The sequence below is a fragment of the Aeromicrobium sp. SP1 genome, from assembly GCF_055663785.1.
On record NZ_JBQVVK010000001.1, the window covers coordinates 2,292,158 to 2,318,840 of the forward strand.

Genomic DNA, 26,683 nt, shown 5'->3' on the forward strand with positions numbered 1-26,683 from the left:
CTCAATACGTGGGGTCGAGACCGATGAGCGGGAACGTCTCGGTGCGGGTCGCCTGGATCGAGCGGTCGAGCCACGACGCGGGGTCGTAGCCGTCCTCCCACCGGCGGTAGAGCGCCCGCCGGCCGTCCGTCATGCGCGACGGAGCAGGCTGGCCGCGCAGTCGCTCGACCTCGTGCCGCCAGCCCTCGGGGGTGGGCGTGTCGGGGTCGAGCGGCAGCCCACCGACGATCGCGAGCAGGTGCGCCCACGCGCGCGGCACGACGTCGACGACCGCGTAGCCACCGCCGCCGGTGGCGATCCACTTGCCGGCCGTGATCTCCTCCGCGAGGTCGCGGACCGCGAGGTAGGAGGCACGCTGCCCGTCGACGCTGAGCATGAGGTTGGTCAGCGGGTCGTCCATGTGGGAGTCGCAGCCGTGCTGGCTGACGATGATGTCGGGCGCGAACTCACGCACGATCGGCGGCACGACGGCGTGGAACGCGCGCAGCCAGCCGGCGTCCGACGTGCCCGGCGGCAGCGGCACGTTGACCGCCGAGCCCTCGGCACCCTCGGCGCCGATCTCGGTGGAGTAGCCCGTCCCGGGGAACAGGGTCTGCGGGGACTCGTGCAGGGAGATCGTCAGCACCCGGGGGTCGTGGTAGAAGATCGCCTGCACACCGTCGCCGTGGTGGGCGTCGACGTCGATGTAGACGACCTTCTTCGCGCCGTTCTCCAGCAGCCAGCGAATCCCCATCGCGACGTCGTTGTAGACGCAGAAGCCGCTCGCCCGACCGGGCATCGCGTGGTGCAGGCCGCCGCTGACGTTGATCGCGCGCGTGCGCTCACCGGTCCACACGAGCCGCGCCGCCTCGATGCTGGCGCCGGCGATGAGGGCGCTGGCCTCGTGCATGCCCTCGAACACGGGGTTGTCCTCGGTGCCCAGTCCGTGCGCCGGGTCGCTGTGCGTGGGATGCCTGCTCAGGTTGATGACACGCTCGATGTAGTCCGGGGTGTGCACGCCGAGCAGCTCGTGCTCCGTCGCCGGGCGGGCCTTGACGACGTCGAGTCGGTCGAGCACGCCGAGCTCGTCGGCCAGGGCCATCGTGAGCTTGACGCGGACGGGCGCCATCGGGTGCGACGGCCCGAAGTCGTAGTCGGTCAGGTGTTCGTCGAACACCACCGCGGCGCGATCGTCCATGCTCGTCAGCCTAGTTCCGCCGAGCGAACGGCCGCGGCGTGGATGCCGGCGCGGATCCCCTCCCCGACCCCTCGCTCGTCGAACGTCGTGATCGCGGCATGCGTGGTGCCGTTCGGCGACGTGACGCGGCGGCGCAGCTCCTCGGGCGTGTCGTGCGACTGCGCCAGCAGTGCCGAGGCGCCCACGAGCGTCTGCACCGCGAGGGCCCGGGCATCGTCGGGATCGAGTCCCTCCGCGACCCCGGCCGCGATCATGTGCTCGGCGAGGTGGAACACGTAGGCGGGCCCGGAACCGGACACCGCCGTGACGGCGTCCTGGTGGGACTCGTCGACGACGACGACCTCACCACCGGTGCCGAGCAGGTCGACGACGGCATCGAGCCGTTCGGCGGGGACACCGGTGCCGGGCGAGACGCCGAACATGCCGAGACCGATCAGCGCGGGCGTGTTCGGCATCGCGCGCACGACAGACACGGAGTCGGGCAGCGCCGCCTCGATCGTCGCGGTGCGGACCCCCGCGGCCAGCGACACGACGGTCGCGTCCGGCTCGACGGCCTCGGCCAGGTCGGCGATCACGGCGGGTACGTCCTGGGGCTTCGTGACGAGGAGCACGACATCGGCACCGGCGACGGCACCGAGGTCACCGGCGACCTCGAATCCCAGCTGCTCCAGCTCGGAACGGCGCTCGGCGGACTTCTCGACCACGACGAGGTCGTCATGCCCGGCGTTCGCCATCGCCGTCGCGAGCGTGCCACCCATGACGCCTCCGCCGACCACCGCGATCCTCATGGGTCGAGCGTAATTGGCGTGAGGTCCGCCACAGGGGGCGGCCCGGCGTCAGTCCGCGATGCCGAGGACTGCGAGCGCCTCGGCGACGGACTCCACGATCGTGACGAGGTCCTCGTCCCGCGCGCTGACGAAGCCCTCCGAGACGCCGTGCGCGACGATCCCGCGCAACGGGGCGAAGTAGCCGGCGATGTCGACGACGACGATCGGCTTGTCGTGGAACCCCAGCTGGCGCCACGTGAGGATCTCGAAGAACTCCTCGTACGTGCCGAGCCCACCGGGCAGCACGACGAACGCGTCGGACAGCTCGTGCATGAGTGCCTTGCGCTCGTGCATCGTGTCGACGACGTGCAGCTCGGGCAGGTCGGCGTTGCCGTCCTCGCGCTCGAGCAGCGCCTGCGGGATGACCCCCGCGACGTGACCGCCGCCGGCGAGCGCGGCCTGAGCGACGGCGCCCATGATCCCGATGCCGCCCGCGCCGAACACGAGGTCGACGCCGGCCGACGCGAGCGCCGATCCGAGTTCGGCGCCCGCCTCGACGTACTCGGGTCGTTGCCCCGTGCGGGCCCCGCAGAACACGCAGACGGCCCGGACCTTCGACTCGTTCATACCCCCAGCCTCGCACCGGGACGTGACGCGCCGATGTCGGACGGGAAAAGTCGCCACGACTACGGTGGGCCGGTGCGCGTCGACCCGTTCATCGTGATGATGCTGGCCCTGGCCGGGCTCGGCATCGTGCTGCCCGCGCAGGGCACGGCGATGGACATCGTGTTCCTGCTGACCCAGATCGGCATCGTGGCGTTGTTCTTCCTCTACGGCGCACGCCTGTCGACGGCCCAGGTGTGGGACGGACTCAAGGTCTGGCGGGTCCACCTCCTCATCGTCGTGTCGACGTTCGTGGTGTTCCCGCTCGCGGGTCTGGCCCTCTCGCCGCTGGCGCCGGGGATCATCTCGGACCACCTGTTGTCCGCGCTGATCTTCCTGACCCTCGTTCCCACGACCGTGCAGTCGTCCGTCGCGTTCACCGGCATCGCCGGCGGGAACAGCGCGATCGCGGTGGTCGCCGCGTCGGCGTCCAGCCTGCTCGGGGTCTTCCTGACGCCGCTGCTGGTGGCGTCGCTGCTCGGCGGGACCGCGCACGTCGACACCTCGGCGGTCGTCAGGATCTTCAGTCTGCTGCTGCTGCCGTTCCTCGTCGGACAGGCCTCCCGGCGTTGGCTGCGTCCGTGGCTCGTGCGCCACGACGCCGGCCTGCGCCGCTTCGACCGGTCGACCGTCCTGCTGGTGGTCTACGCGGGCTTCAGCCGCGGTACGAACGCCGACGTGTGGCACCTGCTGCGCTGGACTGACGCCGTCGTCGTGGTCGTCGCGTGCGCGGGCCTGCTCGTGGCGGCATCGGGGTGGTGCTGGCTGATGGGCCGCCCGTTCGACCGGGGCGCGCGCATCGCGATGTACTTCTGCGGCACGAACAAGTCGCTCGCGGCCGGGCTGCCGATGGCCAGCGTGCTGTTCACCGCCACGACGTTCCCGCTCATGATCCTGCCGCTCATGCTGTACCACCAGCTGCAGCTGATCGCCGGCTCGGTCATCGCGTCGAAACTGTCCGCGAACGCTCCTACCGTGGAGCCATGACCGTCACCCCAGCGATGATCACGTGCGACACGACCGACGCCACGGCGTTGGCCACCTGGTGGGCCGAGCAGACGGGCGGCACCATCACCGAGGAGAACGACGGCTGGTACGTCATCGTCTCCGTCCCCGACAGCCCGACGCTCGCGTTCCAGAAGGTCGAGGAGCCGACGCCGGGCAAGAACCGGCTGCACCTGGACGTGCTCACCGACGATCTCACCGCCGAGGTCGATCGGCTGCGCGCCGCGGGCGCCGGCCTCGTCGCCGAGCGCGGCGACGAGAACTTCCGATGGGTGACCCTGACCGATCCGGCCGGCAACGAGTTCTGCGTCGCCCAGCGCTCCTGACGCGGCTCAGACGGGTGTCGGCGCCAGGTGCAGGCGCGCGAAGGCCAGCGCCTCGAGCAGGTCCGAGTCGCGGTCGACGGCCTTGCGCGTGTTGACCTCGACCACGACGTGCCCCGCGAAGCCCTCGTCGGCGAGGTGGCCGAGGATCTTGTCGACACCCTGCGTCCCCCGGCCGGGGATGAGGTGCTCGTCCTTGATCGACCCCATGCCGTCGGTGAGGTGGATGTGGGTCAGGCGATCGCCGAGGTCGCGGATCATCTGCAGCGAGTCGATCCGCGACGTCGCCGCGTGCGAGAAGTCGACCGTGACGTGCTCGTACCCGAACGGCAGCGGGTCCCAGCCGGGCGCGTAGGCCTGGAACTCGCGGTTCCCGGTGCGCCACGGGTACATGTTCTCGACCGCGAAGGCGACGTCGTACTGCTCCTCGAGATGGGCGATGCCCTCGACGAAGCCGCGCGCGTACTCGCGCTGCCAGCGGAACGGCGGGTGGACGACGACGGTGTCGGCGCCGACGTCCAGGGCCATCTCCGCGCTGCGGTGCAGCTTGCCCCAGTGGTCGGTCCCCCACACGCGCTGCGTCACGAGCAGGCACGGGGCGTGGATCGACACGATCGGCATCCCGTGTGCTCGCGAGAGCGCCATGACGGCGGTGGTGTCGGCGCTGACGTCGTCGATGCCGACCATCACCTCGACGCCGTCGTAGCCCAGGCGGGCGGCGGCGGCGAACCCCGCTGCCGTGCCCTCGGGGTACACCGACGACGTGGACAGCGAGACCATCGGCTGTCCGGAGGGCACGCTCACGGTTCCCAGCGTAGGACGGGGGCGGGTGACGCGTCCGTCACAGGTGGTCCAGGTACTCGATCAGGACGCCCTCGCGCAGCGCCCACGGACAGATCTCGAGCGTCTCGAGGCCGAACAGGTCCATCGTCGCCTCCGCGACGAGGGCACCGGCGCGCATCTGGTGTGCGCGGGTCGCGGAGACCCCGGGCATCTTGGCGATCTGCTCGTCCGTGGCGGCGCGCAGGTCCTGCGCCAGGCGGGAGAGGTCGGACAGCGTCAGCTCCCGGCGCACGAACGGCCCGTCCCCGGAGGGCGCGGCGCCGCACATGCGGGCGAGCGAGCGGAACGTCTTGCTCGTCGCCACGGCGCGGTGGAATCCCTCGTGCCGGAGCAGCGGGCCGGCGACGGCGCCGATCTCCCGGCGGATCTCACGGCGCAGGTCGTCGTGGCCCAGGCCCCGGTCGAGCCACTCGCGGGTCAGCCTCCCGGCGCCCAGGGGCAGGGAGACCGCGACGTCCGGCTCCTCGTCGGAGCCGACCGCCAGCTCCAGCGAGCCACCGCCGATGTCGAAGACGCCGAGCCGCCCGGCCGACCAGCCGAACCAGCGGCGCACGGCCAGGAAGGTGAGCCGGGCCTCGTCCTCGCCGGGCAGGACCTGCAGGTCCATCCCGCTGACGTCGTTGACCCGGCGGATGACCTCCTCGGCGTTCGCCGAGTCGCGCACGGCGGAGGTCGCGAAGGCGATCACCCGCTCGGCTCCCTTGTCCTCGGCCTGCGACTTCGCCTCGACGACGTACTTCACGAGACGGTCGATGCCCTCGGGCGACACGACGCCGTCCGCATCGAGGTATTCGGCCAGGCGCAGTGGCTCGCTGAACGAGTGCGCCGGGACCGGCGGGCCGCCCCGGAAGGCGTCGACGATGAGCAGGTGGCCGGTGTTCGAACCGATGTCCAGGACGCCGATGCGCATGCCTTCAGTGTGACATCCGATCCCGTGGCCCACGCCCGGACGACGGTTTCAGCCGATCAGGCCACGCTCGCCGAGCTCGCCGAGGATCCACGGTGCGAGCGTCGCCGCGTAGGTCGCGGACACGTGGTCGTCGTTGCGGTACACCGAGACTCCCCCGATCACCGCGGGGCACTGCGCGGCACCGCAGTAGAGGCGGGTCAGGTCGACGAAGTGTGCGTCGGGAACGCGCTTCGCCGCCTGCTCGAACGCGTCGAAGAGGCGCAGGCCGACCGACCTTCGCAGGCTGCACTGCGCCGCCGCGTCCCGGTCGGCGAGGCACCCGGACGGGTCCTTCGGCCAGCTCGGGTTGTCACGCAGCGCGACGATCGGGACGCCCGCACGGGCGACCGGCGCCCACGCCTCGACGAGCGCGTCGACCTTCTCCTGCTCCGTGCCGACCATCCGTCCGGCGTAGGCGGTCGTCACGACGAGGTCGTAGTCCGCCGCGTGCCGCTCGAGCCAGGCCGTCAGGTTCTCGCGCCACTGCCGGCAGCGTTCGCGCCGCTCGGGATCCCGGGCGCTGAGCGGCAGCGTGCTCCAGGCGCAACTGGCCTTGACCGCGGCAGAGACCGACAGCGCGCCGTGCCCGGCCAGCCGCTGGAACGCGCCGAGCAGCACGCGGGCGTGCGAGTCGCCCAGGACCAGGACCCGTGGGGCATCCGCGGTCGCGCCGAGGTCGCACACCCTCAACTGCGACTCGTGGGGGCGCGAGTAGCACTGCGGGAACGAGTCGAAGTCCCCGACTGCGGAGGTCGCACCGCGGGAGCTCGGGGCGCCCGGACCGTCGCACCCGTCCTGCGCCATCGCCGCGGCGCCGAAGCACTCGGGCTCCTCGGAGATCAGCTCGGCCTGCATGCGCCGGACCTCCTGCGCGACCGGGTCGGCCGTGGCGGTGACCGTGGGCTCGGTGGCGGCACCGACCCGGACGAGCGCCCGCTCCGGCACCCCGAACCACGCGATCCCGTCGATGAGGACGGCCGCGACGACCACGGTCACGGCCAGCGCCCACCGTGACCTCGATCCCCGACGTCCGTCACCCATCACGCTCCAGACTACGAGGCGACCGCCGGTGACCTAACCTGTGATGGTGGCCGAGGTCGACCTGGGTTTCCCCCGCTCGTTCGTCGAGTTCGCGAACCCCGATGACGCCAGCGAGGTGTTCCGCTGCGACCTGACGTGGCTCACCTCGCGCTGGACGTGCATCTTCGGTGCCGGCTGCCGCGGCATCTACGCCTCCTCCCCCGACACCGGCTGCTGCACGCTGGGAGCGCACTTCAGCGACGACGAGGACCACGACCGGGTGGCCGCGATCGTCGCCGAGCTCGACCCGACGCAGTGGCAGCTGCACGACCTCGGCCATGCGGAGGGCTGGACCGAGCGCGACGAGGACGGCGAGCTGAAGACGCGGGTCGCCGAGGGGGCGTGCATCTTCCACAACTCCGCCGACTTCCCGGGCGGCTACGGCTGTGCCCTGCACGCGCATGCGCTGGACATCGGGATCGAGCCGCACACCGTCAAGCCCGACGTCTGCTGGCAGCTGCCGCTGCGCCGTGAGTTCCGCGAGGTCGACCCGGGCGACGGCTCGACCTACACCGAGATCCGCATCGGCGAGTACACCCGCGCCGGCTGGGGACCCGGCGGCGCCGACCTCGACTGGTACTGCTCGTCCAACACCGAGGCGCACGTCGGTCCCGAGCCCGTCTACCTCTCCAACCGCGCCGAACTGACCGCGCTCATGGGCGAGGCGGCGTACGCGGAACTGGCCGGGCACTGCGAACGATTCGTCGCGGCCGGCCGCCCCGTACCGCACCCCGCGGATGCATAGGCGACCCTGATCTCAGCCCCGCCGAGGCGACGGGCAACAATGCCCTATGCACCTCGACCACCTCTCGTTCGCGGTCGGCCCGGCCGGCCTCATCGCGACGACGACCGAGTTGAGCGACAAGTTCGGCGCGGTCTTCCTGGCGGGTGGCATCCATCCGCGCTTCGGCACCAACAACATGATCCTGCCGCTGAAGAACCGGCAGTACATCGAAGTCGTGGAGGCGCTCGAGCACCCCGCGTCCGACAAGGCACCCTTCGGTCAGGCCGTGAAGGCCCGGTCCGAGCTGGGTGGCGGCTGGCTGGGCTGGTGTGTCTCCGTCGACGACATCGAGCCCGTCGAGCACCGGATCGGACGCCACGCGGTGCCCGGCAACCGGCACCGACCCGACGGCCACAACCTCACGTGGAAGCAGATCGGCATCCACGGCATGCGCAGCGATCCGCAGCTGCCGTACTTCGTGAAGTGGGAGGTTCCGGACGAGGAGCACCCGTCGCAGATGGCGGAGTCCGAGATCACGATCACGGCCGTCGACATCGCGGGCAGCCCCGACCGACTCACCGACTGGCTCGGCGAGGGACCGATCGGCGGCATCGAGGACATCGAGGTCCGCTGGACCGCCCCGCACGGTGCTCCGGGCATCCTCTCGGTCGAGTTCGACACCCCGAACGGCCCCGTCCGGCTCTGACGGACGGGCGCGGCGACCGGGAGCGGCGTAGCGTCGGGGCGTGACCCGACTCGGCTATCAGATCCCGAACTTCACCTATCCCGACGTCCCCGCCGACCGGCTGTTCGCGACGATCGTCGCGCAGGCCGTCGAGGCGGAGGACTCCGGCTTCGACACGGTCCTCGTGATGGACCACTTCTACCAACTCCCGCTGCTCGGTCCCACCGACCACGAGATGATCGAGTGCTACACGCTGCTGTCCGCGCTGGCGCAGCACACCGAGCGCGTGCGGCTCGGGGCGCTCGTCACCGGCAACACGTACCGCCATCCCACGCTGCTGGCCAAGATCGTGACGGCGCTGGACGTCGTCTCCGGCGGGCGTGCCCAGCTCGGCATCGGCGCCGGCTGGTTCGAGCTCGAGCACGAGTCCCTCGGCTTCGAGTTCGGCACGTTCACCGACCGGTTCGAGAAGCTCGAGGAGTCGCTGCAGATCGTGCTCGGCATGCTGCGCGGCGAGAAGCCGAGCCTCGACGGGAAGTGGTACCAGGTCCACGAGGCGCTGAACGTGCCCGCTCCGCTGTCGCGCATCCCCGTCATGATCGGTGGCGGTGGTGAGAAGAAGACCCTGCGGATGGTCGCCCAGTACGCCGACGAGTCGAACCTGATCTGCGCCCCGGACGAGATCGATCGCAAGCTCGACGCCCTCGCGGGACACTGCGAGCGCCTCGGCCGCGACCGCTCCGAGATCACCGTGACGCTGCAGGCGTCGGCGTGCATCGCGCCCACCCACGACGAGGCCGTCGCCGACCTGGAGGCCTACCTGGAGCGCACGCCCGAGTCGCTGCCCCGGCGCTCCTCGACGGTCGTCGGCGACCCCGACGAGGTGGCCGAGCGGCTCTCGGCGCTCCTCGTCCCGGGCATCGACGGCTTCACCGTCAACGCACCGGCGAACGGGCACGTCCCCGGACGGGTCGCGCTGCTGGGTGAGACGCTCGCGCGCGTGGTGGGCTGAACTGTCGGCCCGGCTGCCTAGGCTGGGCCCATGCCGCCGAAGACCGCTGTCGCCTACGTCTGCGCCGAATGCGGTTGGACGACCGCGAAGTGGACGGGCCGCTGCGGCGAGTGCCAGGCGTGGGGCACCGTCGACGTCGCGGGCGGCAGCCGCACGGGCCGCACGGCCGCCGCGCCGGTGTCCAGTCCCGCCGTGCCGATCGGCGAGGTCACCGCGACCGAGGCCGCGGCGGTGGGCTCGGGAATCGCCGAGCTCGACCGGGTCCTCGGCGGCGGGGTCGTGCCCGGCGCCGTGATGTTGATGGCGGGCGAGCCGGGCGTCGGCAAGTCGACGCTGCTGCTCGAGGTGGCCGCGCGCTGGGCCCGCTCCGGTCGGCGCACGCTCTACGTGTCCGGCGAGGAGTCGGCCGCGCAGGTGCGTCTGCGCGCCGAGCGCACCGGGGCGGTCACCGACGAGCTGTACCTCGCCGCCGAGACCGATCTCGGCGGCCTGCTCACCCACATCGACACGGTCAAGCCCAGTCTGCTGATCGTCGACTCCGTCCAGACGATCGGCTCCGCCAGCGTCGAGGGCGTGCCCGGCGGCGTCACCCAGGTCCGCGAGGTCGCCGCCACCGTGATCGGACGGGCCAAGGCCGAGGGCATCGCGACGCTGCTCGTCGGTCACGTCACGAAGGACGGATCGGTCGCCGGACCGCGCGTGCTCGAGCACCTCGTCGACGTCGTCCTGCAGTTCGAGGGTGACCGGGCCAGCCGGCTCCGGCTGCTGCGCGCCACGAAGAACCGCTTCGGCCCCGTCGACGAGATCGGCTGCTTCGACCTTGTCGACGCGGGCATCGTCGAGGTCCCCGATCCCACCGGGCTGTTCGTGTCGCGGCACGAGTCGCCCGTGCCCGGCACGTGCGTCACCGTCACGATGGAGGGCCGCCGACCGCTGCTCGCCGAGGTCCAGGCGCTCACCGTCGCGGCCACGACGCCATCACCGCGTCGGTCCTCGAGCGGGCTCGACTCGTCGCGGGTCGCGATGCTGCTCGCGGTGCTCACCAAGACGGGCGTCGCGCTGGGCAGCCACGACGTCTACACCGCGTCGGTCGGCGGCGCGCGCCTGCACGAGCCGGCCGTCGACCTGGCGGTCGCGCTGGCCGTCATCTCGGCCGCCGGCGAGTCACCCCTGCCGGCCGGTCTCGTCGCGATCGGCGAGGTGGGCCTGGCCGGCGAGGTGCGCCCGGTGCGCGGCCTCGAGGCCCGACTGCGTGAGGCCGCCCGGATCGGCTTCACGCATGCGATCGTGCCCGCCGGACCCGAGGATCTCAGCCGCCTCGGGCTGCGCGTGCTGCGCGCCGCCGACCTCGCCTCCGCGCTGCGCGCCCTGCCGTAGTGCCCGATGGCTAGGATGAGCGCGACCGAGAGAGAGGCTGACCGTGGCGGTGCCCGACCTGCGCACGACGTTGACCTCCGTCGCGCCCGGAACCCTGCTGCGTGAGGGCCTCGAGCGCATCATGCGCGGCCGCACCGGCGCGCTCATCGTGATCGGTCAGGACCGCATCGTCGACTCGATCTCCACCGGCGGCTTCACCCTGGACGTGCCGTTCACGTCCACCGGCCTGCGCGAGCTCGCGAAGATGGACGGCGCGATCATCCTCGACTCGTCCGCCTCCCGGATCGTCCGCGCCGGCGTGCACCTGATGCCCGACCCGTCGATCCCGACGAGCGAGTCCGGCACCCGCCACCGCACCGCCGAGCGGGTCGCCCGCCAGACCGGCATCCCGGTGATCTCGGTGTCGGCGTCGATGCACACGATCGCGCTCTACCTCGGCGAGGTCCGCTACGTGCTCGAGGAGCCGACCGCCGTCGTCAGCCGCGCCAACCAGGCCCTGCAGACGCTCGAGCGCTACCGCACCCGACTCGACGAGGTCTCCGACGCGCTGTCGGCGCTCGAGGTCGAGGACCTCGTCACGGTGCGCGACGTCGCCGCGGTCGCCCAGCGGCTCGAGATGGTGCGCCGCATCTCCGACGAGATCGAGACGTACGTCCTCGAGCTGGGCAGCGACGGCCGGCTGCTCTCGCTGCAGCTGAACGAGCTCGTCGGCGGCGTCGACGCCGAGCGCACCCTCGTCGTCCGCGACTACCTGCCGGCGGGCTCGGACGACCGCGCCGAGACGGTGCTGTCGTCGCTCACCATCCTGGAGTCGCAGGAGGTGCTCGACCTGGGGACGGTCGCGTCGGCACTGCAGATCGGCGACGGCAATTCCCTCGACGCATCGGTCTCGCCGCACGGATACCGCCTGCTGGCGCGCATCCCCCGGCTGCCCGCACCCGTCGTCGAGCGGCTCATCGCCCACTTCGGCACCCTGCAGCGCCTGCTCGGGGCCAGCCTCGACGACCTGCAGGCGGTCGAGGGGGTCGGCGACCTGCGGGCCCGCGGCGTCCGCGACGGACTCTCGCGACTCGCCGAGTCCTCGATCCTCGAACGCTACGTCTGAGTCATTCCCGCGGCGAGGCGCTCTGCGGCGTGGCCGAGGGCGATGCCTTCGCCGAACCCGTTGCGCCGGTCGTGGGCGTGGTGGGCTTCGGCTTCGGGGCGGCCTGCGCGAGCGCGAACCTCACCTCGCCGGGCTCGCCGCCGTACGTGCCGATCTTGAACGTGTACCTCCCCGGGGGCGCGTAGCCCTCGCCCGAGCCGCAGCCCGTGCCCGACCCGCGACCCGACCACTGGACGCGGGCGACCGTGCCCCAGCCCGCGGCGACGGCGACGGGGTCGTCGAAGAACGCGGCGCGGCACACCGACGAGTCGTAGACGGGCGCGCGTGACGTGTCGACCACGACGAGCAGGTCGTCGTTGCTCGGCTGGAAGGTGCAGGGCTTGCCGTCGAGGGTCGTGATCATGAGATCGACGGCGACCGGGCCGCCACTGCGCTGTCCGGCAGGCACCGAGGGCACGATCCGCAGGTTCTCGGCATCGCACTTCGCGGCCGAGGTCTGCAGCGCCACCGTGACCTGGTCGGCCGGCGGTGCGGTGGTCGTGGGCGTGGTGGAGGAGGCCGAGGGCGTGGCCGATGCCGTCTCCGGCGTCGGCGTGGTGGCCGGCTCGTCGTCGCCGAGTGCCCCGACGACCTTCACGACCACCCAGGCCACCGCGATGAGCGCGGCGAGGGCGAGCAGCCGACGGCGCCAGTACACGTCTCGGCCGACGTGCCCCCTGCCGTGCGGTGAGCTCACCGGCCCACGGTATCTGCGGGCGACGGCGGAATAGGATCGACACGCCATGCCCGTTCCCGATCCCGACGCCGCGACGCTGCATCGCCGCGTCATCGACTGGTACCGAGCGCACCGCCGGTCGCTCCCGTGGCGTGACGATCCCGAGCCGTGGCGCGTCATGGTCTCGGAGTTCATGCTCCAGCAGACGCCCGTCAACCGGGTCCTGCCGGTGTTCGAGACGTGGCTGGAACGGTGGCCGACGCCCGCGTCGCTGGCCGCCGAGCCGTCGGGAGAGGCGGTCCGGGCGTGGGGCCGCCTCGGCTATCCACGTCGCGCCCTCCGGCTGCACGCGGCGGCGACCGAGATCGCCGACCATCATGGCGGCGAGGTCCCGAGCACGTACGAGGAGCTGCTGACCCTGCCCGGCGTCGGCGACTACACCGCGGCCGCGATCGCGTCGTTCGCCTTCGGGCGCCGGGCGGTCGTCCTCGACACGAACGTGCGGCGCGTGTTCGCCCGGGTCGTCTCGGGCGTGCCGTACCCGGCGAACTCGGTGACCCGCGCCGAGCGTGAGCTGGCCGCGACGCTGCTGCCCGACGACGACACCGCCGCGACGTGGGCGATCGCCACGATGGAGCTGGGCGCGCTGGTCTGCACCGCGCGCGCTCCACGGTGCGAGGCGTGCCCCGTGGCCGATCTGTGCGCGTGGCGCGCGGCGGGCTACCCGGAGCACGATGGACCGGCACGCCGCGGCCAGGCGTGGCACGGCACCGACCGGCAGTGCCGCGGCCGGCTCATGGCGGTCGTGCGCGACGCCGACTCCCCCGTCCTCAAGGCGGCGCTGGACGCAGCGTGGCAGGACGCGGGCCAGCGCGAACGCTGCCTCGACTCCCTGCTCGACGACGGCCTGCTCGACCTCACCCCCGACGGCCGCTTCACCCTCCCCCGCTGACCCCGCTCCCGTCCCCGCCCGCACCGGCGGGCGGGGTTGTCAGGCGGGAGGTGAGGTCGCCCAGAGGTGGACGGCGGTGGCGAGGTCCTCGACGGCCTGGCGGGAGTCGTCGCTCACGGGGGCGTCCAGTTGGTAGCCCATGAACGCGGCATCGACGACGACAGCGAGCCGGCCCGCGAGGGCCACCGGGGCCCCCGACGTGATGAGGTGGTCGCGCACGGCGGCGAGCCAGACCTCGTTGGCGGCGGCCACCTCCGCCGCGTAGGGCTCGCGACCGAACAGGCCCAGGGTGGAGGCCTCGACGTACGTCCGCTCGCAGCGCACCTGGGCCTCGGTCGACAGCAGGTCCCACTGGGCCAGCACGGCCGCGCGGACCGAGTCGGCCGGGGCCAGCGCACGCAGTTGCGTGACCGAGCGCTCCGTCGACTCGCGCAGGACGGCCACGACGAGTTCGTCCTTGGACCCGAAGTGGTAGATCAACATCCGGTCGCTCGTGCCCAGCGCCGCGGCGAGCGGACGCAGGCTGAGGCCGACCAACCCGTGCTCGAGGACGTAGTCGGTCGCGGCGGCCAGCAATTCTGAGCGGCGGTCCATCGCGACTGACTGTAGCAGGTGCTACAGTAGGTATGTAGCACTCGCTACATACCGTGGGAGGTTTTCCATGAGTCCCGCATTCGCGCTCCTGCTCGTCGCGATCGCGATCGAGGTGGCGGCCACGTCGGCACTGCCGAGATCCGAGGGCTTCACCAACGCGCCGTGGACGGTGGCCGTCGTGGGCGGCTACCTGCTGTCGATCTGGTTGCTGACGAAGGTCGTGGAGCACCTCTCGGTGTCGATCGCCTACGCCGTGTGGTCGGGCCTGGGCACCGCGGCCGTCGCGGTGATCGGCTTCCTGCTGCTGGGCGAGGACGTCTCGGTCCTCAAGGTCGCCGCCCTGTCCCTCATCATCGCGGGCGTCGTGATGCTCAACCTGCAGACGACTGCCTGATCGCGCGGACGACGATCTCGCGCAGGACGTCCTGCTTGCGGGCGTTGTACTCCATCACGTGACCGCCGCCCTCGGCCGCGCGACGCTTCGCCGACGCATAGAGCGCGAGATCGTCGGGGTGGGTGCGCAGCCAGTCGCGGAAGATCCGCATGCGAGCCACCTCGGGACAGTCCGGACCGAAGACGTGCACGTTCGCCGGTCGGTCCACGCCACGGAACAGCCGGTGCCCGTACCACCACGGTTCACGCACCGCGTGGACGAAACCCGCGCCCGTCAGGGCCGGCGCGTACGCGTCCTCGTCGGCGGTGTCACGGACCACCACGACGACGTCGATGATCGGCTTGGCCGGCAGCCCGGGCACCGAGGTCGAGCCGACGTGGTCGACCTCGAGGGCGACATCGCCGAGTGCCGCGCGGATCCGCTCCGCGAGGACCGCGTAGTCGTCCGCCCATCCCGGGTCGGGTTCAGTGATCGTGAGGTCGAGCCCCGGGCCGAAGCCCTCCAGCCACGCGCTGGCGCCCGGGGGCGCGGGCGCGACCGAGAAGTCGAGCAGCCTGTCGCGATCCATGCCCCGACGGTAGCCGGACGCACGAATGCCCCGGGTCCAGGACCCGGGGCATTCGTGTGAGGGGAGGTGTCAGTCCTCGGACGACCCCGCACCAGCCTCGACGGCAGGCGGGACCTCGGGCAGTTCGAGGTCGGCCTTCGAGGTGCCGACGAACGTGAACGCGTCGTCCACGAAGTCGACCAGGACGATCTGTCCTGCGTGCAGGTCGCCGTAGAGCAGCTTCTCGGCCAGGGCGTCCTCGACCTCGCGCTGGACCGTGCGACGCAGCGGCCGCGCACCCAGGACCGGGTCGAAGCCCACCTTCGCGAGCTGCTCCTTGGCAGCCGTGGTCAGCTCGATATCGATGTCCTTCTCGCCCAGCCGCTTCTCGAGCGACTCGACCATCATGTCGACCATCTGCAGGATCTCGTCCTGCGTCAACGGCGGGAACACGATGATCTCGTCGACACGGTTCAGGAACTCCGGACGGAAGTGCTGCTTGAGCTCGGTGCCCACGCGCTCCTTCATCTTCTCGTACGTGCCCGCGGCGTCGCCGGCCTGGGAGAAGCCCAGGTTGACGCCCTTGGAGATCTCCCGCGCACCGAGGTTGGTGGTCATGATGATCACGGCGTTCTTGAAGTTGACGACGCGACCCTGACCGTCGGTGAGGTGTCCCTCCTCGAGGATCTGCAGGAGCGAGTTGAAGATGTCCGGGTGGGCCTTCTCGATCTCGTCGAACAGGACCACGCTGAACGGCTTGCGGCGCACCTTCTCGGTGAGCTGGCCGCCCTCTTCGTAGCCGACGTAGCCCGGAGGCGAACCGAACAGCCGCGAGACGGTGTGCTTCTCGCTGTACTCGCTCATGTCGAGCTGGATGAGCGCGTCGTCGTCGCCGAACAGGAAGTTCGCGAGCGCCTTGGACAGCCACGTCTTGCCGACGCCCGAGGGGCCGGCGAAGATGAACGATCCACCGGGACGCTTCGGGTCCTTCAGACCGGCGCGCGTACGACGGATCGCCCGCGACAGGGCCTTGATGGCCTCGTCCTGACCGATGACGCGCTTGTGCAGCTCCTCCTCCATGTGGAGCAGGCGGCTGGACTCCTCCTCGCTGAGCTGGCCGACCGGGATGCCGGTCGCCTTGGCCAGGACCTCGGCGATGAGGTGCTCGTCGACGACCGCGACCGAGTCGAGGTCGCCGGACTTCCACGCACGCTCACGCTCGTTCTTGGCGCCGATGAGCTTCTTCTCCTCGTCGCGCAGGCTCGCGGCGAGCTCGAAGTCCTGCGCGTCGATCGCGCCCTCCTTGCGGCGGCGGACGTCGGCGATCTGCTCGTCGAACTCCTTGAACTCCGGCGGGGCGGCGGCGCGACGGATGCGCAGGCGCGCACCGGCCTCGTCGATCAGGTCGATCGCCTTGTCCGGCAGGAACCGGTCGCTCACGTAGCGGTCGGCCATCGTGGCCGCCGCGACGAGCGCCTCGTCCGTGATCGAGACGCGGTGGTGCGCCTCGTACCGGTCGCGCAGACCCTTGAGGATCTCGACCGAGTCGCCCACCGACGGCTCGTTGACGAGCACCGGCTGGAAGCGGCGGTTGAGCGCCGCGTCCTTCTCGAAGTGCTTGCGGTACTCGTCGAGGGTCGTCGCACCGATCGTCTGCAGCTCGCCACGAGCCAGCATCGGCTTGAGGATGCTGGCGGCGTCGATCGCGCCCTCGGCGGCACCGGCACCCACGAGGGTGTGGATCTCGTCGATGAACAAGATGATGTCGCCGCGCGTGCGGATCTCCTTGAGCACCTTCTTGAGGCGCTCCTCGAAGTCACCGCGGTAGCGCGAACCGGCCACGAGCGCACCCAGGTCGAGCGTGTAGATCTGCTTGTCCTTGAGCGTCTCGGGCACGTCGCCGCGGACGATGTCCTGCGCCAGCGACTCGACGACGGCGGTCTTGCCGACGCCGGGCTCGCCGACGAGCACGGGGTTGTTCTTGGTGCGTCGGCTGAGTGTCTGCATGACGCGCTCGGCCTCGTCCTCGCGCCCGATGACGGGATCGAGCTTGCCCTCGCGGGCGGCCTGCGTCAGGTTGCGGCCGAACTGGTCGAGCACCGCGCTGGACGCGGCGGGCGCCTCCTGCGAGGGTCCACCGGAGGCCTCGGACTCCTTGCCCTGGAAGCCGCTGACCAGCTGGATGACCTGCTGGCGGACGCGGTTGAGATCGGCGCCCAGCTTGACGAGGACCTGGGCGGCGACGCCCTCGCCCTCGCGGATCAGGCCGAGCAGGATGTGCTCGGTGCCGATGTAGGTGTGGCCCAGCTGCAGCGCCTCGCGCAGGCTCAGCTCGAGGACCTTCTTGGCCCGCGGCGTGAACGGAATGTGGCCGCTGGGAGCCTGCTGGCCCTGGCCGATGATGTCCTCGACCTGGCCGCGGACGGCCTCCAGCGAGATGTCAAGGCTCTCGAGCGCCTTCGCGGCGACACCCTCACCCTCGTGGATGAGGCCCAGCAGGATGTGCTCGGTGCCGATGTAGTTGTGGCTGAGCATGCGCGCTTCTTCCTGCGCAAGCACCACGACCCGTCGGGCCCGGTCGGTGAATCTCTCGAACATGTCACGTCCCCTCTGCTGGACTGTTCGTTTCAGCATAGACGTGGGCGAGTGACGCCCACCTGCCTGTCCAGATGCTTAACTCAACCTTCACACGGGTCGGGCGCTTCCACTGTTCGCTGTCGGCGCAATCGCCCCGGACGAGGTCGGGCGCGACGGGGTCAGAACGCGCGGTGCGTGCCGAACGTGCCCTGCCAGTAGGTCAGGGGCGCCTGCTCGCCGGACTCGGCATGCAGGACGTCGATCGTGACGAGCACGTGGTCGCCCGCCGTGATCAGGTCGGCGACCGCGCCGACGACCCAGGCGTGGCGGTCCAGCAGCGCCGGGGCGCCCTGCTCGAGCCGCCAGCCGATGTCGGCGAACTTGTCCGCGGCCTTGCCGGCGAAGCGCAACGCGATCTGGTCGTGGTGCGCGGCGAGCACGTTGAGCCCGATGGGCGCGCCGATCGACAGCCGCGCGAGCAGGTTGGACGTGCGGTCGAGCGAGACCAGCACCATGGGCGGGTCCATCGAGAGGGACATGAAGGCGCTCACCGTGGTGCCGTGAGGACGGCCGTCCTCGCCGATCGTCGTCACCACGCTGACGCCTGACGCCACGTTGCGCATGGACGAGCGCAGGGCGCGCTGGAGGACGACGCCGACCTCGGAGGTCACGGGCGTCGCTGGGCCGGGTGCGCGGTCTGTTGTCGTCATCATTGATTAATTTACTCATGTTACGAGACGACGGCGATGCACCATCCAGTCAGCGAGACGGGGCGGCCGGTCAGCGCGCGGCGGAGGTCACTTCCAGACGGCGTCGTCGGCGACGATGTCGGTCACCACGGCGGGCAACTCGCCGCTGGCGACGTCGGCGAGCGTCACGTGCTCGAGCAGCCCGCGCAGCTCGGCGCGCACCGCGATCCACACCTGTTGGAGGGCCTCCGCGCTGCCCTCGTACGCGAGGTCCTGGGGGCGTTCGCCCCGCACCGTGGCGAGCGGTCCGTCGACGGCGCGGATCACGTCGGCGATCGAGATCTCGTCGGCCGGGCGGGCCAGCTTGAACCCGCCCGAGGCACCGCGCTGGCTCACGATCATTCCGGCGCGTCGCAGGTCACCGAGGATCAGGTCGAGGAACTGCTTGGGAATCTGCTGCGCGAGCGAGAGCGAGACGGCCGAGGTGGGGCCGTCGCCGCTGCCGGCGAGCTCGATCACCGCGCGCAGCGCATAGTCGGTCCGGGCGGAAACCTTCATCGATCCTCGTCGTCGTGGGCCGTGGCTGGTGGATCCATGCTCCCACATGCACATCGCCGGCACGGCGCGAGACGACATCTCGCATCGTGGTACCGGCGCCGCGGCAGCCCGGGGTCGTCCACGCTGGGCGCACGAGGAGCAGGAGGACCGGCCATGACCTACGTGGACGAGTGGGGGCGCTGGCACGCGGCACGCACGGAGGCGCTCTCGGCGCCGTACGGGCCGTTGGCAGCGCTGTGCGTGACGCACGTCCGCGACAGCGTCGCGCGGTCCCACGACCAGGTGATCCCGCTCGATCCGAACCTCGGGACGGCGCCGCACGCCGACTGGCGACTGCGGCTGTCGCGCGTGCGGCTCGAGGTCGGCCACCCCGACACCGCGCTCTCGCAGCACCAGCAGGTCCTCGTCGACTCCGAGGGGATCGGCGCCCTCGCCGCGATCGAGGACCGGCTGTCGGGACTCCACTTCGGCGGGCTCGAGTACTTCGAGCCCCATCACGACTGGGTCGTGCCCGCGACGGTGCGCGACCTGGCCGACCACGAGGTGGTCCGCACGGAGGCGCCCCGGTCCGACGACCGCCCACCACGACCCCTCGTGCTCGACGTCGCCGTCTGCTTCGAGGTCGACGGACGGTCCTACGCGCTCGCCGCGAGTCGCGAGCCGCGCGGCGCCCTCCACGTCGTGTTCTCCGACCTGACCCGCGGCCACGGCTTCCCCGTGCGCCACGTGCACGTGCCGGCTCCGGACGCCCTCGGCGACACGTTCGTCGACTTCAACCGGGCCGTCCTGCCCATCGCGATGATGACGACGCGGTTCCCGGTCGCCGCCGCGCCGCCCGGCAATCACCTCGACCTCGCGGTGACCGCGGGCGAGCACCGGCTCTACCTCGACGACCTCGACGAGTTCTCCACGCCCGCCTGAGCCCGACCGGCCCGCTGGCAGGGACGTTCGAGGGGCATTTCGGGATGAAACGGCCCTCGAACGTCACTGCCAGCGACTCAGGTCGACGGCAGCCCGAGGCGCTCGAGGGTCTCGCGGAGGGCGTGCCGACCGGCCATCGAGTGCGGCCCGGCCAGCCGGTCCAGGACGCGGCTGCTCCACGTCCCGGTCAGGCCGTTGCGGTCGTTGTAGTCGCCGAGCCGCGCGTCGTACTCGTCGATGCCGGCGTCGGCGACGTCGGCATCGAAACGCTCGTGGTGCAGGACCGCGCGCTGCGGCAGCCGTGGCTTGACCCCGGCGACCTCGTCCGGGTCGGGCTCGCCCACCGCGAGCCCGAAGGCCGCGACGGCATGGGCCGGCAGGCCGAGCTCTGCGGCCACCGCGTCGGGATGGTTGCGGATCGCCCCGACGAAGACGGTGCCCAGCCCCAGTGACTCCGCCGCCACGACGGCGTTCTGGGCGGCCAGGGCCGCGTCGACGAAGGCCAGGATCGTCGACTCGAGGTAGTCGGCGGCGTGCACCTCGGCCTCCGCGCGCTCGGCGAGCCGCCGGGCGCGGCCGTGGTCCGCGATCCACACGAGGAACAACGGCGCGCGCCGGATGAACTCCTGGTCACCGGCGAGCGTCGCGAGCCGTGACTTGCGCTCGGGGTCGCGCACCGCCACGACACTCCACAACTGCAGGTTCGACGACGTCGGCGCCGACTGGGCGGCGGCCACGAGCGCCGTGATCTCCTCGTCGCCCACCGCCCGGTCCGTGAAGCTGCGCACCGACCGATGGGCCAGTTGCAGGTCCAGCACCTCGTTCCCCACGGCCAGCGCGAACGCCGGATCGCCGTACCTCTCCACCACCGCCACCTCGACCATCTCGGCCTCCGTCCACGTGTCGAACGACCAATCTTGAGTAAACAACTTGGAATACTCTATTCAGTCATGAGCGACTCTGACCAGACCGACCCGCGCGCCGAGCGCATCCTGCGACTCTTCGGTCCCGCACCGCATCCCTGGGTCCGCGAGACCCCGACCGACCACGACGTCCTGGTCGTGGGTGCCGGCCAGGCCGGCCTCGGCATCGGCTTCGCCCTGCGACGGGCCGGGATTGCCCGGACGAGCATCGTCGACGCCGCCGCTCCCGGGGGCACCGGCGTGTGGGGCACCACCGCGCGCATGCGGCGCCTGCGGACCCCCAAGACGTGGCCCGAGCCGGAGTTCGGCTTTCCCGAGCTGAGCTTCCGCGCCTGGTACGCCGACCGGCACGGCGAGGAGGCGTTCGAGTCCCTCGACCGCATCCCGCGGCTCGTGTGGGCCGAGTACGTCGCGTGGTTCGAGCGGACGATCCGGGTGCCCGTCCGGCACTACACGCGGGTCGAGTCGATCGAGCCCGCGGACGACCACGTCGTGGTCCACCTCGCGGTCGCGCACCCCGACGGAAGCGTCGTCCGACACCGCGAGACGACCCGCAAGATCGTGCTCGCGAACGGCGTGGAGGGCACCGGAGGCCCCGCGCGTCCCGCCGGCCTGGCCGCCCTGCCGCCGCATCTGGCCGCCCACACCGGCGAGCCGATCGACTTCGCGGCGCTCGCGGGACGCAGCGTCGCCGTCCTCGGTGCCGGGGCGTCCGCGCTCGATGCCGCGGGCACCGCGCTGGAGGCCGGTGCACGCGAGGTGCACCTGTTCACCCGTCGGTCCGAGCTGCTGGTCCAGGGGCCGGCCGGCTTCGGCCCGCAGAGCCTCGGCCACCGCGAGAACTTCCACCGGCGCAGTGACGCCGACCGGTGGCGGCTCAAGGTCGCGGCGGCTCGCGCCGGTCGCAGCTGCACCCTGGAGTCGGTGGAGCGCTCCGCCGTGCATCCGGGATTCCGCGTCCACCTCGACGCCGCCTGGGAGTCGGCCGTCACCGACGGCGACGCCGTGCGCGTCACTGCCGCCGACGGCGTGCACCGCTTCGACTTCGTGATCGCCGGCACCGGGTTCCAGTACGACCCGCGCACGCGACCCGAGCTGGCCGCGGTCGCGGACCGGATCGCGCTGTGGGGCGATCGCTACGAGCCGCCCGCGGGCTGGGAGGACCCGGAGCTCGCACGGTGGCCGTACCTCGGCGACGCCTACGAGCTGGTCGCCCGCCACGACGAGGACGCGACGTGGGCCGGACGCATCCACGTCTTCTCCGCGGCCGCGGGGCTCAGCTTCGGGATTCCCGTCGGCGACACCCAGAGCCTCGCGACGGGCATCCCCCGGCTCGTCGACGCGATCGGCCGGGACCTGTACTTCGAGGACCTCGCCCTGCCCCAGCCGCCCGCCGCCGAGGCGCCCGAGCCGGTGTCGTACCGCCACGTCTACCAGCACGCGATCTGGTCACCGGAGCTCGAGCCCGCCAGGACGTGACAACGGGTCGTGGGCGGGCGCCCCCCGGCCGGCCGACGACCCGCACCACCGCCGTGTCAGGCGGTGGCGTCGCGGACCAGCGTCCGCTGGTGCGACGTGCGCCGATCGACGAGCGGCAGTCCCAGCCGTTCACGCAGGGTCGAGCCCTGCTGGGCAGGTCGGAACAGTCCCCGCTCGACGAGGATGGGGACGACGAGCCGCGCGAAGCGATCGAAGTCGACGGCCGTCTCGGCGTACATGATCGTGAAGCCGTCGGCAGCGCCCGCGGCATGCCACGCCTGCAGGTCGTCCGCGATCTGTTCGGCGGTCCCGACCACGAGGCGATGGCCACCGGCCGCGGCCCCCGACGTGCGGCGCACCAGCTCGCGCGCCGAGAGCGGCTGCTCCGCGATGAGCGCCCGCGTGCTGACCTGGAAGCCGATCGAGCCGGCCTCGCCGACCGGAACCTCGGGCAGGTCGTCGATGCCGATCGGGCGGTCGAGGTCGGTCCAGTCGATCCCCAGCGTGGCCAGCAGACTCCGGGCCAGGTCGTCGACCGGCAGCGTGCCGTAGAGCTCGTCGGCTCGGCGCCGCGCGTCCTGCTCGTCCTCGCCGATCAGGACGATGACGCCGAGCGAGACCACGACGTCGTCGGGCAGGCGCCCCGCCGCCGTGGCGCGGGCCCGCACGTCGTCACGGAACGCGACGGCCTTGGCCTGCGTCTGGGCGACCGTGAAGACGACGTCGGCGAAGTCGCCGGCCAGTCGCAGGCCGCCCTCGGACCCACCGGCCTGGACGACGACCGGTCGTCCCTGCGGGCCGGCCGGAACGGGCAGCGGTCCGGCCACGGAGAAGAACTCGCCCTCGTGGTCGATGGAGTGGATGCGCGACGCGTCCGCGTACACGCCGGACTCCTTGTCGGCGAGGATCGCGTCCGGCTCCCAGCCGTCCCACAGCCGGGTGACGACGTCGAGGAACTCGTGCGCGCGGCGGTACCGGGTCGCCTTGTCGAGCGGCTCCGGCAGGCCGAAGTTCGCCGCCGCCGCCGGGGCGTACGTCGTGACGATGTTCACCGCGGCGCGGCCGCCCGTGACGATGTCGAGCGACTGGAAGCGGCGAGCCAGGTTGTACGGCGAGTTGTAGGTCGCCGAGCTCGTCACGACGGCACCCACGCGCCGGGTGATCGCGGTCAGGTGGCCCAGCAGGATCAGCGGGTCGATGCCGCCGCCCGGCGTGGAGCCGATGTCGGAGCCCAGGGCCGGGGCGTCGCCGAGGAAGATCGCATCGAGGCCGACCTCGTCCGCGACGAGCGCGAGGCGACGGTAGTGGTCGACGCTCAGGTGATCGCCCGGATCGGCGTCCGGCAGCCGCCAGGCCGTGCGGAAGTGGCCGGGCGTCATGAGTGACGCGATGAGGTGCAGGGACATGCGGGTCCTTCCCGTGGTCGGGTTCGGGGTGGGTCAGCCGACCGTCGTCAGCTCGCGTGCGGGACTCCAGCCGAGGTCGCGGGCCACGTCGTGGGCCGCCGAGTGCAGCAGGCGCAGGTGCTCGTCGGGCTCGGGCACGCCGGGCACGAAGCTGACCAGCAGGTCCGTGATCGAGGCGAGGGACGGATCGGCGGCGAGGGCGTCGGCGAGGTCGTCGGGCGGGCCGAGCAGGGCGTTGTCGCGGACGAGGTAGTCCGCGACGGATTCGTCGAGTCGGTCGCCACCCTGCGTCGTCCAGCTCTGCCACCGCCGGACGCCCGGCGTCACGAGCCGCAGGGCCTCGTCTCGGTCGGGGTGCGGGTAGATCGCCCGGGAGGCCTGGACGCGCACGGGACGGGTGTCGCCCCACGTCGCCTCGTGGGCCGCGCGATGGGCGGCGATCCAGTCGGCCTGCGCCCGCTGGGCGTCGGCGACCGTGCCGCCTCGCCAAGCACTCGAGCGCGAGAGTTGCAGACCGTCGCCGGCTCGCGCCGCGGCAGCCGCCGCTCCACGAGCCCGCGCCGGATCACTGGTGGTGGCCTGCCACAACCGGCTCCGCACCCCGTCGCCCGGCGGATGCAGCGACTCGCCCAGGCCGTTCAGGGACGCGCCTCCGAGCACGTCGTGCAACCGCGTGACGGAGGCATCGAAGAGGTCGTGACGCCGTTCGAGATCGTGCCCGAACGCCTCCCATGCCCCCGGGAAGGGGCCGGAGCCCACCCCGAGCTCGAGCCGGCCGCCGCTGAGGGCGTCGAGGGTGGCGGCGTCCTCGGCCACCCTCACCGGGTCCTCGAGCGGCAGCACGAGCACACCCGTGCCGAGCCGGATCCGCGACGTGTGCTGCGCGATCGCGGCCAGCACGACGAGCGGCGACGCCACGTGCTCGCGGCCCTGACGGAAGTGCCGCTGGATCACCCAGCCGGAGTCGTACCCGAGCTCCTCCGCCGCCTGGAACAGGTCGATCGCCTCGCGGTAGGCGTCCGCCGGCGGTTGGTCCCGGTCCAGGTGCAGCAGGAACCCGAGCCGGAACGGGCGTCCGTCCTCGACCCCGGCACCGACCGACGTCTCCCGTGCCACGCCCCCGACCTCACAGGTTGAGCCCGGTGCCGTGCACACCGTGCTCGTCGATGAGGGCCAGCTCGTCGTCGGTGAGGGCCGGGAAGTCCAGCGCGCCGAGGTTGTGGTCGAGCTGCGCCGTCGAGCTGGCGCCGATCAGGGCCGACGTCACCTCGGGCCGCCGCAGCACCCACTGCAGCGCGAGTTGGGCGAGCGACTGGCCACGCGACTCGGCGATCTTGTTGAGCTCGGCGGTCCGCAGGCGGTACGTCTCGTCGATCTGGTCGGGCGTGAGGAACGAGCTGTTCTGCGCGCGAGCGCCCTCGGGGATCGTCTCGAGGTACTTGTCGGTCAGCAGACCCTGCGCGAGCGGCGAGTAGACGATCACGCCGAACCCGTCGTCCGCCGCCGTCTGCAGCAGTCCGTTCTGCTCGGGGCGCCGATCGTAGATCGAGTAGCGCGCCTGGTGGATGAGCAGGGGCACGCCCGCCGCACGCAGCTGCTCGGCGATCTCGTGGGCCCGGTCGGGCAGGTAGTTGGAGATGCCGATGTAGAGGGCCTTGCCCTGCTCGACGGCGCTGACCAGCGCGCTGACGGTCTCCTCCAGCGGGGTCGAGAGGTCGGGGCTGTGGTGGTAGAACACGTCGACGTAGTCCGTGCCGAGGTCGCGCAGGCTGTGGTCGAGCGAGGCCAGGATCGACTTGCGCGAGCCGCCGCGCAGGTACGGGCTCGGGCCGATCTGGTTGCCCGCCTTCGTCGACAGGATCAGCTCGTCGCGGTACCGCGCGAGGTCCTTGGCCAGGACCCGACCGAAGTTCTGCTGGGCGGCGCGGTGTGGCGGCCCGTACCGGTCGGCGTTGTCGAAGTGCGCGATGCCGAGGTCGAACGCGTGCAGGATGATCTCGCGCTGGGTCTCGAACGAGTAGTCGGTGCCGAACTTCTGCCACAGCCCGAAGGAGATGGCGGGCAGATCGAGGCCGGACCGGCCGGTGCGGCGGTAGGGGACCTTGTCGTAGCGGTCCGGCGCGGCGGCGTGGGCGGTCTCGTACGTGGGAATGCTCATGGGGTTCTCCGTTCGTGGGGGGTGGTCAGCGACGCAGGGCCGCGGGTTGCAGGGAGGCGGTGTCGATGCCGGTGTCGCGCTCGAGGAACTGCGTGCCCGGCGCGACGATCTCGTCGATGCGATCGAGCACGTCGGCGGACAGCTCGACGGTGGCCGCCTTGACGTAGGCCTCGAGGTGCTCGTGCGTGCGCGGACCGATGATGATGCTGCTGACGGCCGGGTGGTTCAGCGCGAAGCCCACCGCCAGCTCGACGAGGCTCAGCCCGTTGTCCTCGGCCAGCGCCGCGAGCGCGTCCGCGGCGGCCAGCTTGGCCTGGTTGCGCTCGAGCGTGATGTCGAACCGCCCGGCGATCAGGTCGGCGCGCGCGGACTCGGGCTGCTCGGCGCCGACGCGGTACCGGCCGGACAGCCAGCCGGCCGCCAGCGGACCGTAGCTGATGACGCCGACGCCGTACGAGCGCACGACGGGGAACACCTCACGCTCGACACCGCGCACGAGCAGCGAGTACGGCACCTGCTCGGTGTGCGGGGCGATCAGGCCGTGCTTCTCGGCGAGCCACTGCGCCTCGACGAGCTGGTGCGCGGGGAAGACGGACGTGCCGTAGTACCGGATCTTGCCTTGCGCTATGAGGTCGTTGAGCGTGCGCAGCGTCTCGAGCAGATCGGTGTGCGGATCCGGCCGGTGCGCCTGGTAGAGGTCGAGGTGGTCGGTGCCGAGCCGGCGCAGGCTGTCCTCGACCGCGCGCACGATCCAGCGCCGCGAGTTGCCGGCGCGCTGCGGGTCGTCGCCGATCTGGCCGTGGAACTTGGTTGCGAGGAAGACGTCGTCGCGGCGGCCCGCGATCGCCTTGCCCACGATCTCCTCGGAGACTCCCTGCGCGTAGACGTCGGCGGTGTCGATCGCGGTGACGCCGGCGTCGAGCGCCGCGTGGATGATCCGGATGCTCTCGTCCTCCTGCTGCCACCGGCCGAAGTTCATCGTGCCGAGCGTCAGCGGCGAGATCCGGACGCCCGTGCGGCCGAGGTACCGATCCCCCTCGATGGTCATGTGCATGCCTTC

The 26,683-nt window shown here is 71.7% G+C and carries 28 protein-coding genes; 11 read left to right on the top strand and 17 right to left on the bottom strand.

Annotation, left to right across the window (positions count from 1 at the left end; all coding sequences use genetic code 11):
• Position 1: 1 nt before the first annotated feature.
• The 3 genes from ACT26F_RS11330 to ACT26F_RS11340 are packed head-to-tail and all read right to left on the bottom strand — an operon-like array spanning position 2 to position 2,571.
• Positions 2–1,177 (bottom strand): acetoin utilization protein AcuC, encoded by a 1,176-nt coding sequence (locus ACT26F_RS11330; RefSeq protein WP_471670637.1) that lies wholly within the window; start codon positions 1,175–1,177, stop codon positions 2–4.
• 5 nt (positions 1,178–1,182) lie between these two features.
• On the bottom strand, positions 1,183–1,965 hold the full coding sequence (proC, locus tag ACT26F_RS11335; protein ID WP_471670638.1) for a pyrroline-5-carboxylate reductase: 783 nt from the start codon (positions 1,963–1,965) through the stop codon (positions 1,183–1,185).
• A gap of 48 nt (positions 1,966–2,013) precedes the next feature.
• A complete protein-coding gene (locus tag ACT26F_RS11340; protein ID WP_471670639.1) occupies positions 2,014–2,571 on the bottom strand; it encodes an LOG family protein in 558 nt (185 codons plus the stop codon).
• Positions 2,572–2,643: 72 nt separating this feature from the next.
• On the opposite strand from ACT26F_RS11340, the gene ACT26F_RS11345 reads away from it, so the two are divergent.
• The gene (locus ACT26F_RS11345) at positions 2,644–3,594 is read left to right on the top strand and encodes a bile acid:sodium symporter family protein (protein WP_471670640.1); all 951 of its coding nucleotides are present in this window, start codon (positions 2,644–2,646) and stop codon (positions 3,592–3,594) included.
• Positions 3,591–3,938 (top strand): VOC family protein, encoded by a 348-nt coding sequence (locus tag ACT26F_RS11350; RefSeq protein ID WP_471670641.1) that lies wholly within the window; start codon positions 3,591–3,593, stop codon positions 3,936–3,938. The genes ACT26F_RS11345 and ACT26F_RS11350 overlap by 4 nt, the downstream gene beginning before the upstream one ends.
• Positions 3,939–3,944: 6 nt before the next feature.
• On the opposite strand, the gene ACT26F_RS11355 is transcribed toward ACT26F_RS11350, so the two are convergent.
• The 3 genes from ACT26F_RS11355 to ACT26F_RS11365 are packed head-to-tail and all read right to left on the bottom strand — an operon-like array spanning position 3,945 to position 6,723.
• Positions 3,945–4,739 (bottom strand): sugar phosphate isomerase/epimerase family protein, encoded by a 795-nt coding sequence (locus ACT26F_RS11355; RefSeq protein ID WP_471670642.1) that lies wholly within the window; start codon positions 4,737–4,739, stop codon positions 3,945–3,947.
• Positions 4,740–4,776: 37 nt separating this feature from the next.
• Entirely contained in the window at positions 4,777–5,688 is a 912-nt protein-coding gene (locus ACT26F_RS11360) for a Ppx/GppA phosphatase family protein (protein ID WP_471670643.1), read from the bottom strand.
• Between the two features lie 48 nt (positions 5,689–5,736).
• Entirely contained in the window at positions 5,737–6,723 is a 987-nt protein-coding gene (locus tag ACT26F_RS11365) for an SGNH hydrolase domain-containing protein (RefSeq protein ID WP_471670644.1), read from the bottom strand.
• 91 nt (positions 6,724–6,814) lie between these two features.
• Here ACT26F_RS11365 and ACT26F_RS11370 point away from each other — a divergent pair, with 91 nt between their 5' ends.
• From ACT26F_RS11370 to disA, 5 genes are read left to right on the top strand one after another with little or no spacing between them, the layout of a single operon-like run.
• Positions 6,815–7,552 (top strand): DUF3109 family protein, encoded by a 738-nt coding sequence (locus tag ACT26F_RS11370; RefSeq protein ID WP_471670645.1) that lies wholly within the window; start codon positions 6,815–6,817, stop codon positions 7,550–7,552.
• 46 nt (positions 7,553–7,598) lie between these two features.
• Positions 7,599–8,237 carry a VOC family protein gene (locus tag ACT26F_RS11375; RefSeq protein ID WP_471670646.1) on the top strand — a complete coding sequence of 213 codons (639 nt, stop codon included), beginning with the start codon at positions 7,599–7,601 and terminating at the stop codon, positions 8,235–8,237.
• 40 nt (positions 8,238–8,277) lie between these two features.
• Positions 8,278–9,228, top strand: a complete 951-nt coding sequence (locus tag ACT26F_RS11380; RefSeq protein WP_471670647.1) for an LLM class F420-dependent oxidoreductase — start codon at positions 8,278–8,280, stop codon at positions 9,226–9,228.
• Between the two features lie 30 nt (positions 9,229–9,258).
• Complete coding sequence (gene radA / locus ACT26F_RS11385) at positions 9,259–10,605, top strand: DNA repair protein RadA (protein WP_471670648.1); 1,347 nt, start codon at positions 9,259–9,261, stop codon at positions 10,603–10,605.
• Positions 10,606–10,648: 43 nt separating this feature from the next.
• Entirely contained in the window at positions 10,649–11,710 is a 1,062-nt protein-coding gene (disA, locus tag ACT26F_RS11390) for a DNA integrity scanning diadenylate cyclase DisA (protein WP_471670649.1), read from the top strand.
• 1 nt (position 11,711) lies between these two features.
• Here disA and ACT26F_RS11395 read toward each other — a convergent pair whose 3' ends face one another.
• Positions 11,712–12,446: a hypothetical protein gene (locus ACT26F_RS11395; protein ID WP_471670650.1), complete on the bottom strand. Its 735-nt coding sequence runs from the start codon at positions 12,444–12,446 to the stop codon at positions 11,712–11,714.
• A 46-nt stretch (positions 12,447–12,492) separates the two neighbouring features.
• Here ACT26F_RS11395 and ACT26F_RS11400 point away from each other — a divergent pair, with 46 nt between their 5' ends.
• Positions 12,493–13,377 (top strand): HhH-GPD family protein, encoded by an 885-nt coding sequence (locus tag ACT26F_RS11400; RefSeq protein ID WP_471670651.1) that lies wholly within the window; start codon positions 12,493–12,495, stop codon positions 13,375–13,377.
• 39 nt (positions 13,378–13,416) lie between these two features.
• Here ACT26F_RS11400 and ACT26F_RS11405 read toward each other — a convergent pair whose 3' ends face one another.
• A complete protein-coding gene (locus ACT26F_RS11405) occupies positions 13,417–13,971 on the bottom strand; it encodes a TetR/AcrR family transcriptional regulator (RefSeq protein ID WP_471670652.1) in 555 nt (184 codons plus the stop codon).
• A 67-nt stretch (positions 13,972–14,038) separates the two neighbouring features.
• Between ACT26F_RS11405 and ACT26F_RS11410 the strand changes: the two genes are divergently transcribed.
• Complete coding sequence (locus ACT26F_RS11410) at positions 14,039–14,365, top strand: DMT family transporter (protein ID WP_471670653.1); 327 nt, start codon at positions 14,039–14,041, stop codon at positions 14,363–14,365.
• Here ACT26F_RS11410 and ACT26F_RS11415 read toward each other — a convergent pair.
• From ACT26F_RS11415 to ACT26F_RS11430, 4 genes are all read right to left on the bottom strand, one after another.
• Positions 14,343–14,933, bottom strand: a complete 591-nt coding sequence (locus ACT26F_RS11415; protein WP_471670654.1) for a GrpB family protein — start codon at positions 14,931–14,933, stop codon at positions 14,343–14,345. The two genes, ACT26F_RS11410 and ACT26F_RS11415, sit on opposite strands and share 23 nt — an antisense overlap.
• Before the next feature lie 69 nt (positions 14,934–15,002).
• The gene (locus tag ACT26F_RS11420; protein ID WP_471670655.1) at positions 15,003–17,510 is read right to left on the bottom strand and encodes an ATP-dependent Clp protease ATP-binding subunit; all 2,508 of its coding nucleotides are present in this window, start codon (positions 17,508–17,510) and stop codon (positions 15,003–15,005) included.
• A gap of 158 nt (positions 17,511–17,668) precedes the next feature.
• Entirely contained in the window at positions 17,669–18,160 is a 492-nt protein-coding gene (locus tag ACT26F_RS11425) for a flavin reductase family protein (protein ID WP_471670656.1), read from the bottom strand.
• A 126-nt stretch (positions 18,161–18,286) separates the two neighbouring features.
• Positions 18,287–18,736, bottom strand: coding sequence for an RrF2 family transcriptional regulator (locus tag ACT26F_RS11430; protein WP_471670657.1), 450 nt, complete (start codon positions 18,734–18,736; stop codon positions 18,287–18,289).
• Positions 18,737–18,889: 153 nt separating this feature from the next.
• Between ACT26F_RS11430 and ACT26F_RS11435 the strand changes: the two genes are divergently transcribed.
• A complete protein-coding gene (locus ACT26F_RS11435) occupies positions 18,890–19,657 on the top strand; it encodes a DUF1684 domain-containing protein (RefSeq protein ID WP_471670658.1) in 768 nt (255 codons plus the stop codon).
• A 77-nt stretch (positions 19,658–19,734) separates the two neighbouring features.
• Here the strand turns inward: ACT26F_RS11435 and ACT26F_RS11440 are convergent, their stop codons facing one another.
• Positions 19,735–20,541 carry an NADPH-dependent oxidoreductase gene (locus ACT26F_RS11440; RefSeq protein ID WP_471670659.1) on the bottom strand — a complete coding sequence of 269 codons (807 nt, stop codon included), beginning with the start codon at positions 20,539–20,541 and terminating at the stop codon, positions 19,735–19,737.
• A gap of 66 nt (positions 20,542–20,607) precedes the next feature.
• Here ACT26F_RS11440 and ACT26F_RS11445 point away from each other — a divergent pair, with 66 nt between their 5' ends.
• Complete coding sequence (locus ACT26F_RS11445) at positions 20,608–22,059, top strand: NAD(P)-binding domain-containing protein (RefSeq protein ID WP_471670660.1); 1,452 nt, start codon at positions 20,608–20,610, stop codon at positions 22,057–22,059.
• Positions 22,060–22,115: 56 nt separating this feature from the next.
• Here the strand turns inward: ACT26F_RS11445 and ACT26F_RS11450 are convergent, their stop codons facing one another.
• The 4 genes from ACT26F_RS11450 to ACT26F_RS11465 are packed head-to-tail and all read right to left on the bottom strand — an operon-like array spanning position 22,116 to position 26,671.
• Complete coding sequence (locus ACT26F_RS11450; RefSeq protein WP_471670661.1) at positions 22,116–23,465, bottom strand: NtaA/DmoA family FMN-dependent monooxygenase; 1,350 nt, start codon at positions 23,463–23,465, stop codon at positions 22,116–22,118.
• 33 nt (positions 23,466–23,498) lie between these two features.
• Positions 23,499–24,581: an LLM class flavin-dependent oxidoreductase gene (locus tag ACT26F_RS11455; RefSeq protein ID WP_471670662.1), complete on the bottom strand. Its 1,083-nt coding sequence runs from the start codon at positions 24,579–24,581 to the stop codon at positions 23,499–23,501.
• A gap of 10 nt (positions 24,582–24,591) precedes the next feature.
• On the bottom strand, positions 24,592–25,623 hold the full coding sequence (locus ACT26F_RS11460) for an aldo/keto reductase (RefSeq protein WP_471670663.1): 1,032 nt from the start codon (positions 25,621–25,623) through the stop codon (positions 24,592–24,594).
• Between the two features lie 25 nt (positions 25,624–25,648).
• On the bottom strand, positions 25,649–26,671 hold the full coding sequence (locus ACT26F_RS11465) for an aldo/keto reductase (RefSeq protein WP_471670664.1): 1,023 nt from the start codon (positions 26,669–26,671) through the stop codon (positions 25,649–25,651).
• Between the last annotated feature and the right edge of the window lie 12 nt (positions 26,672–26,683).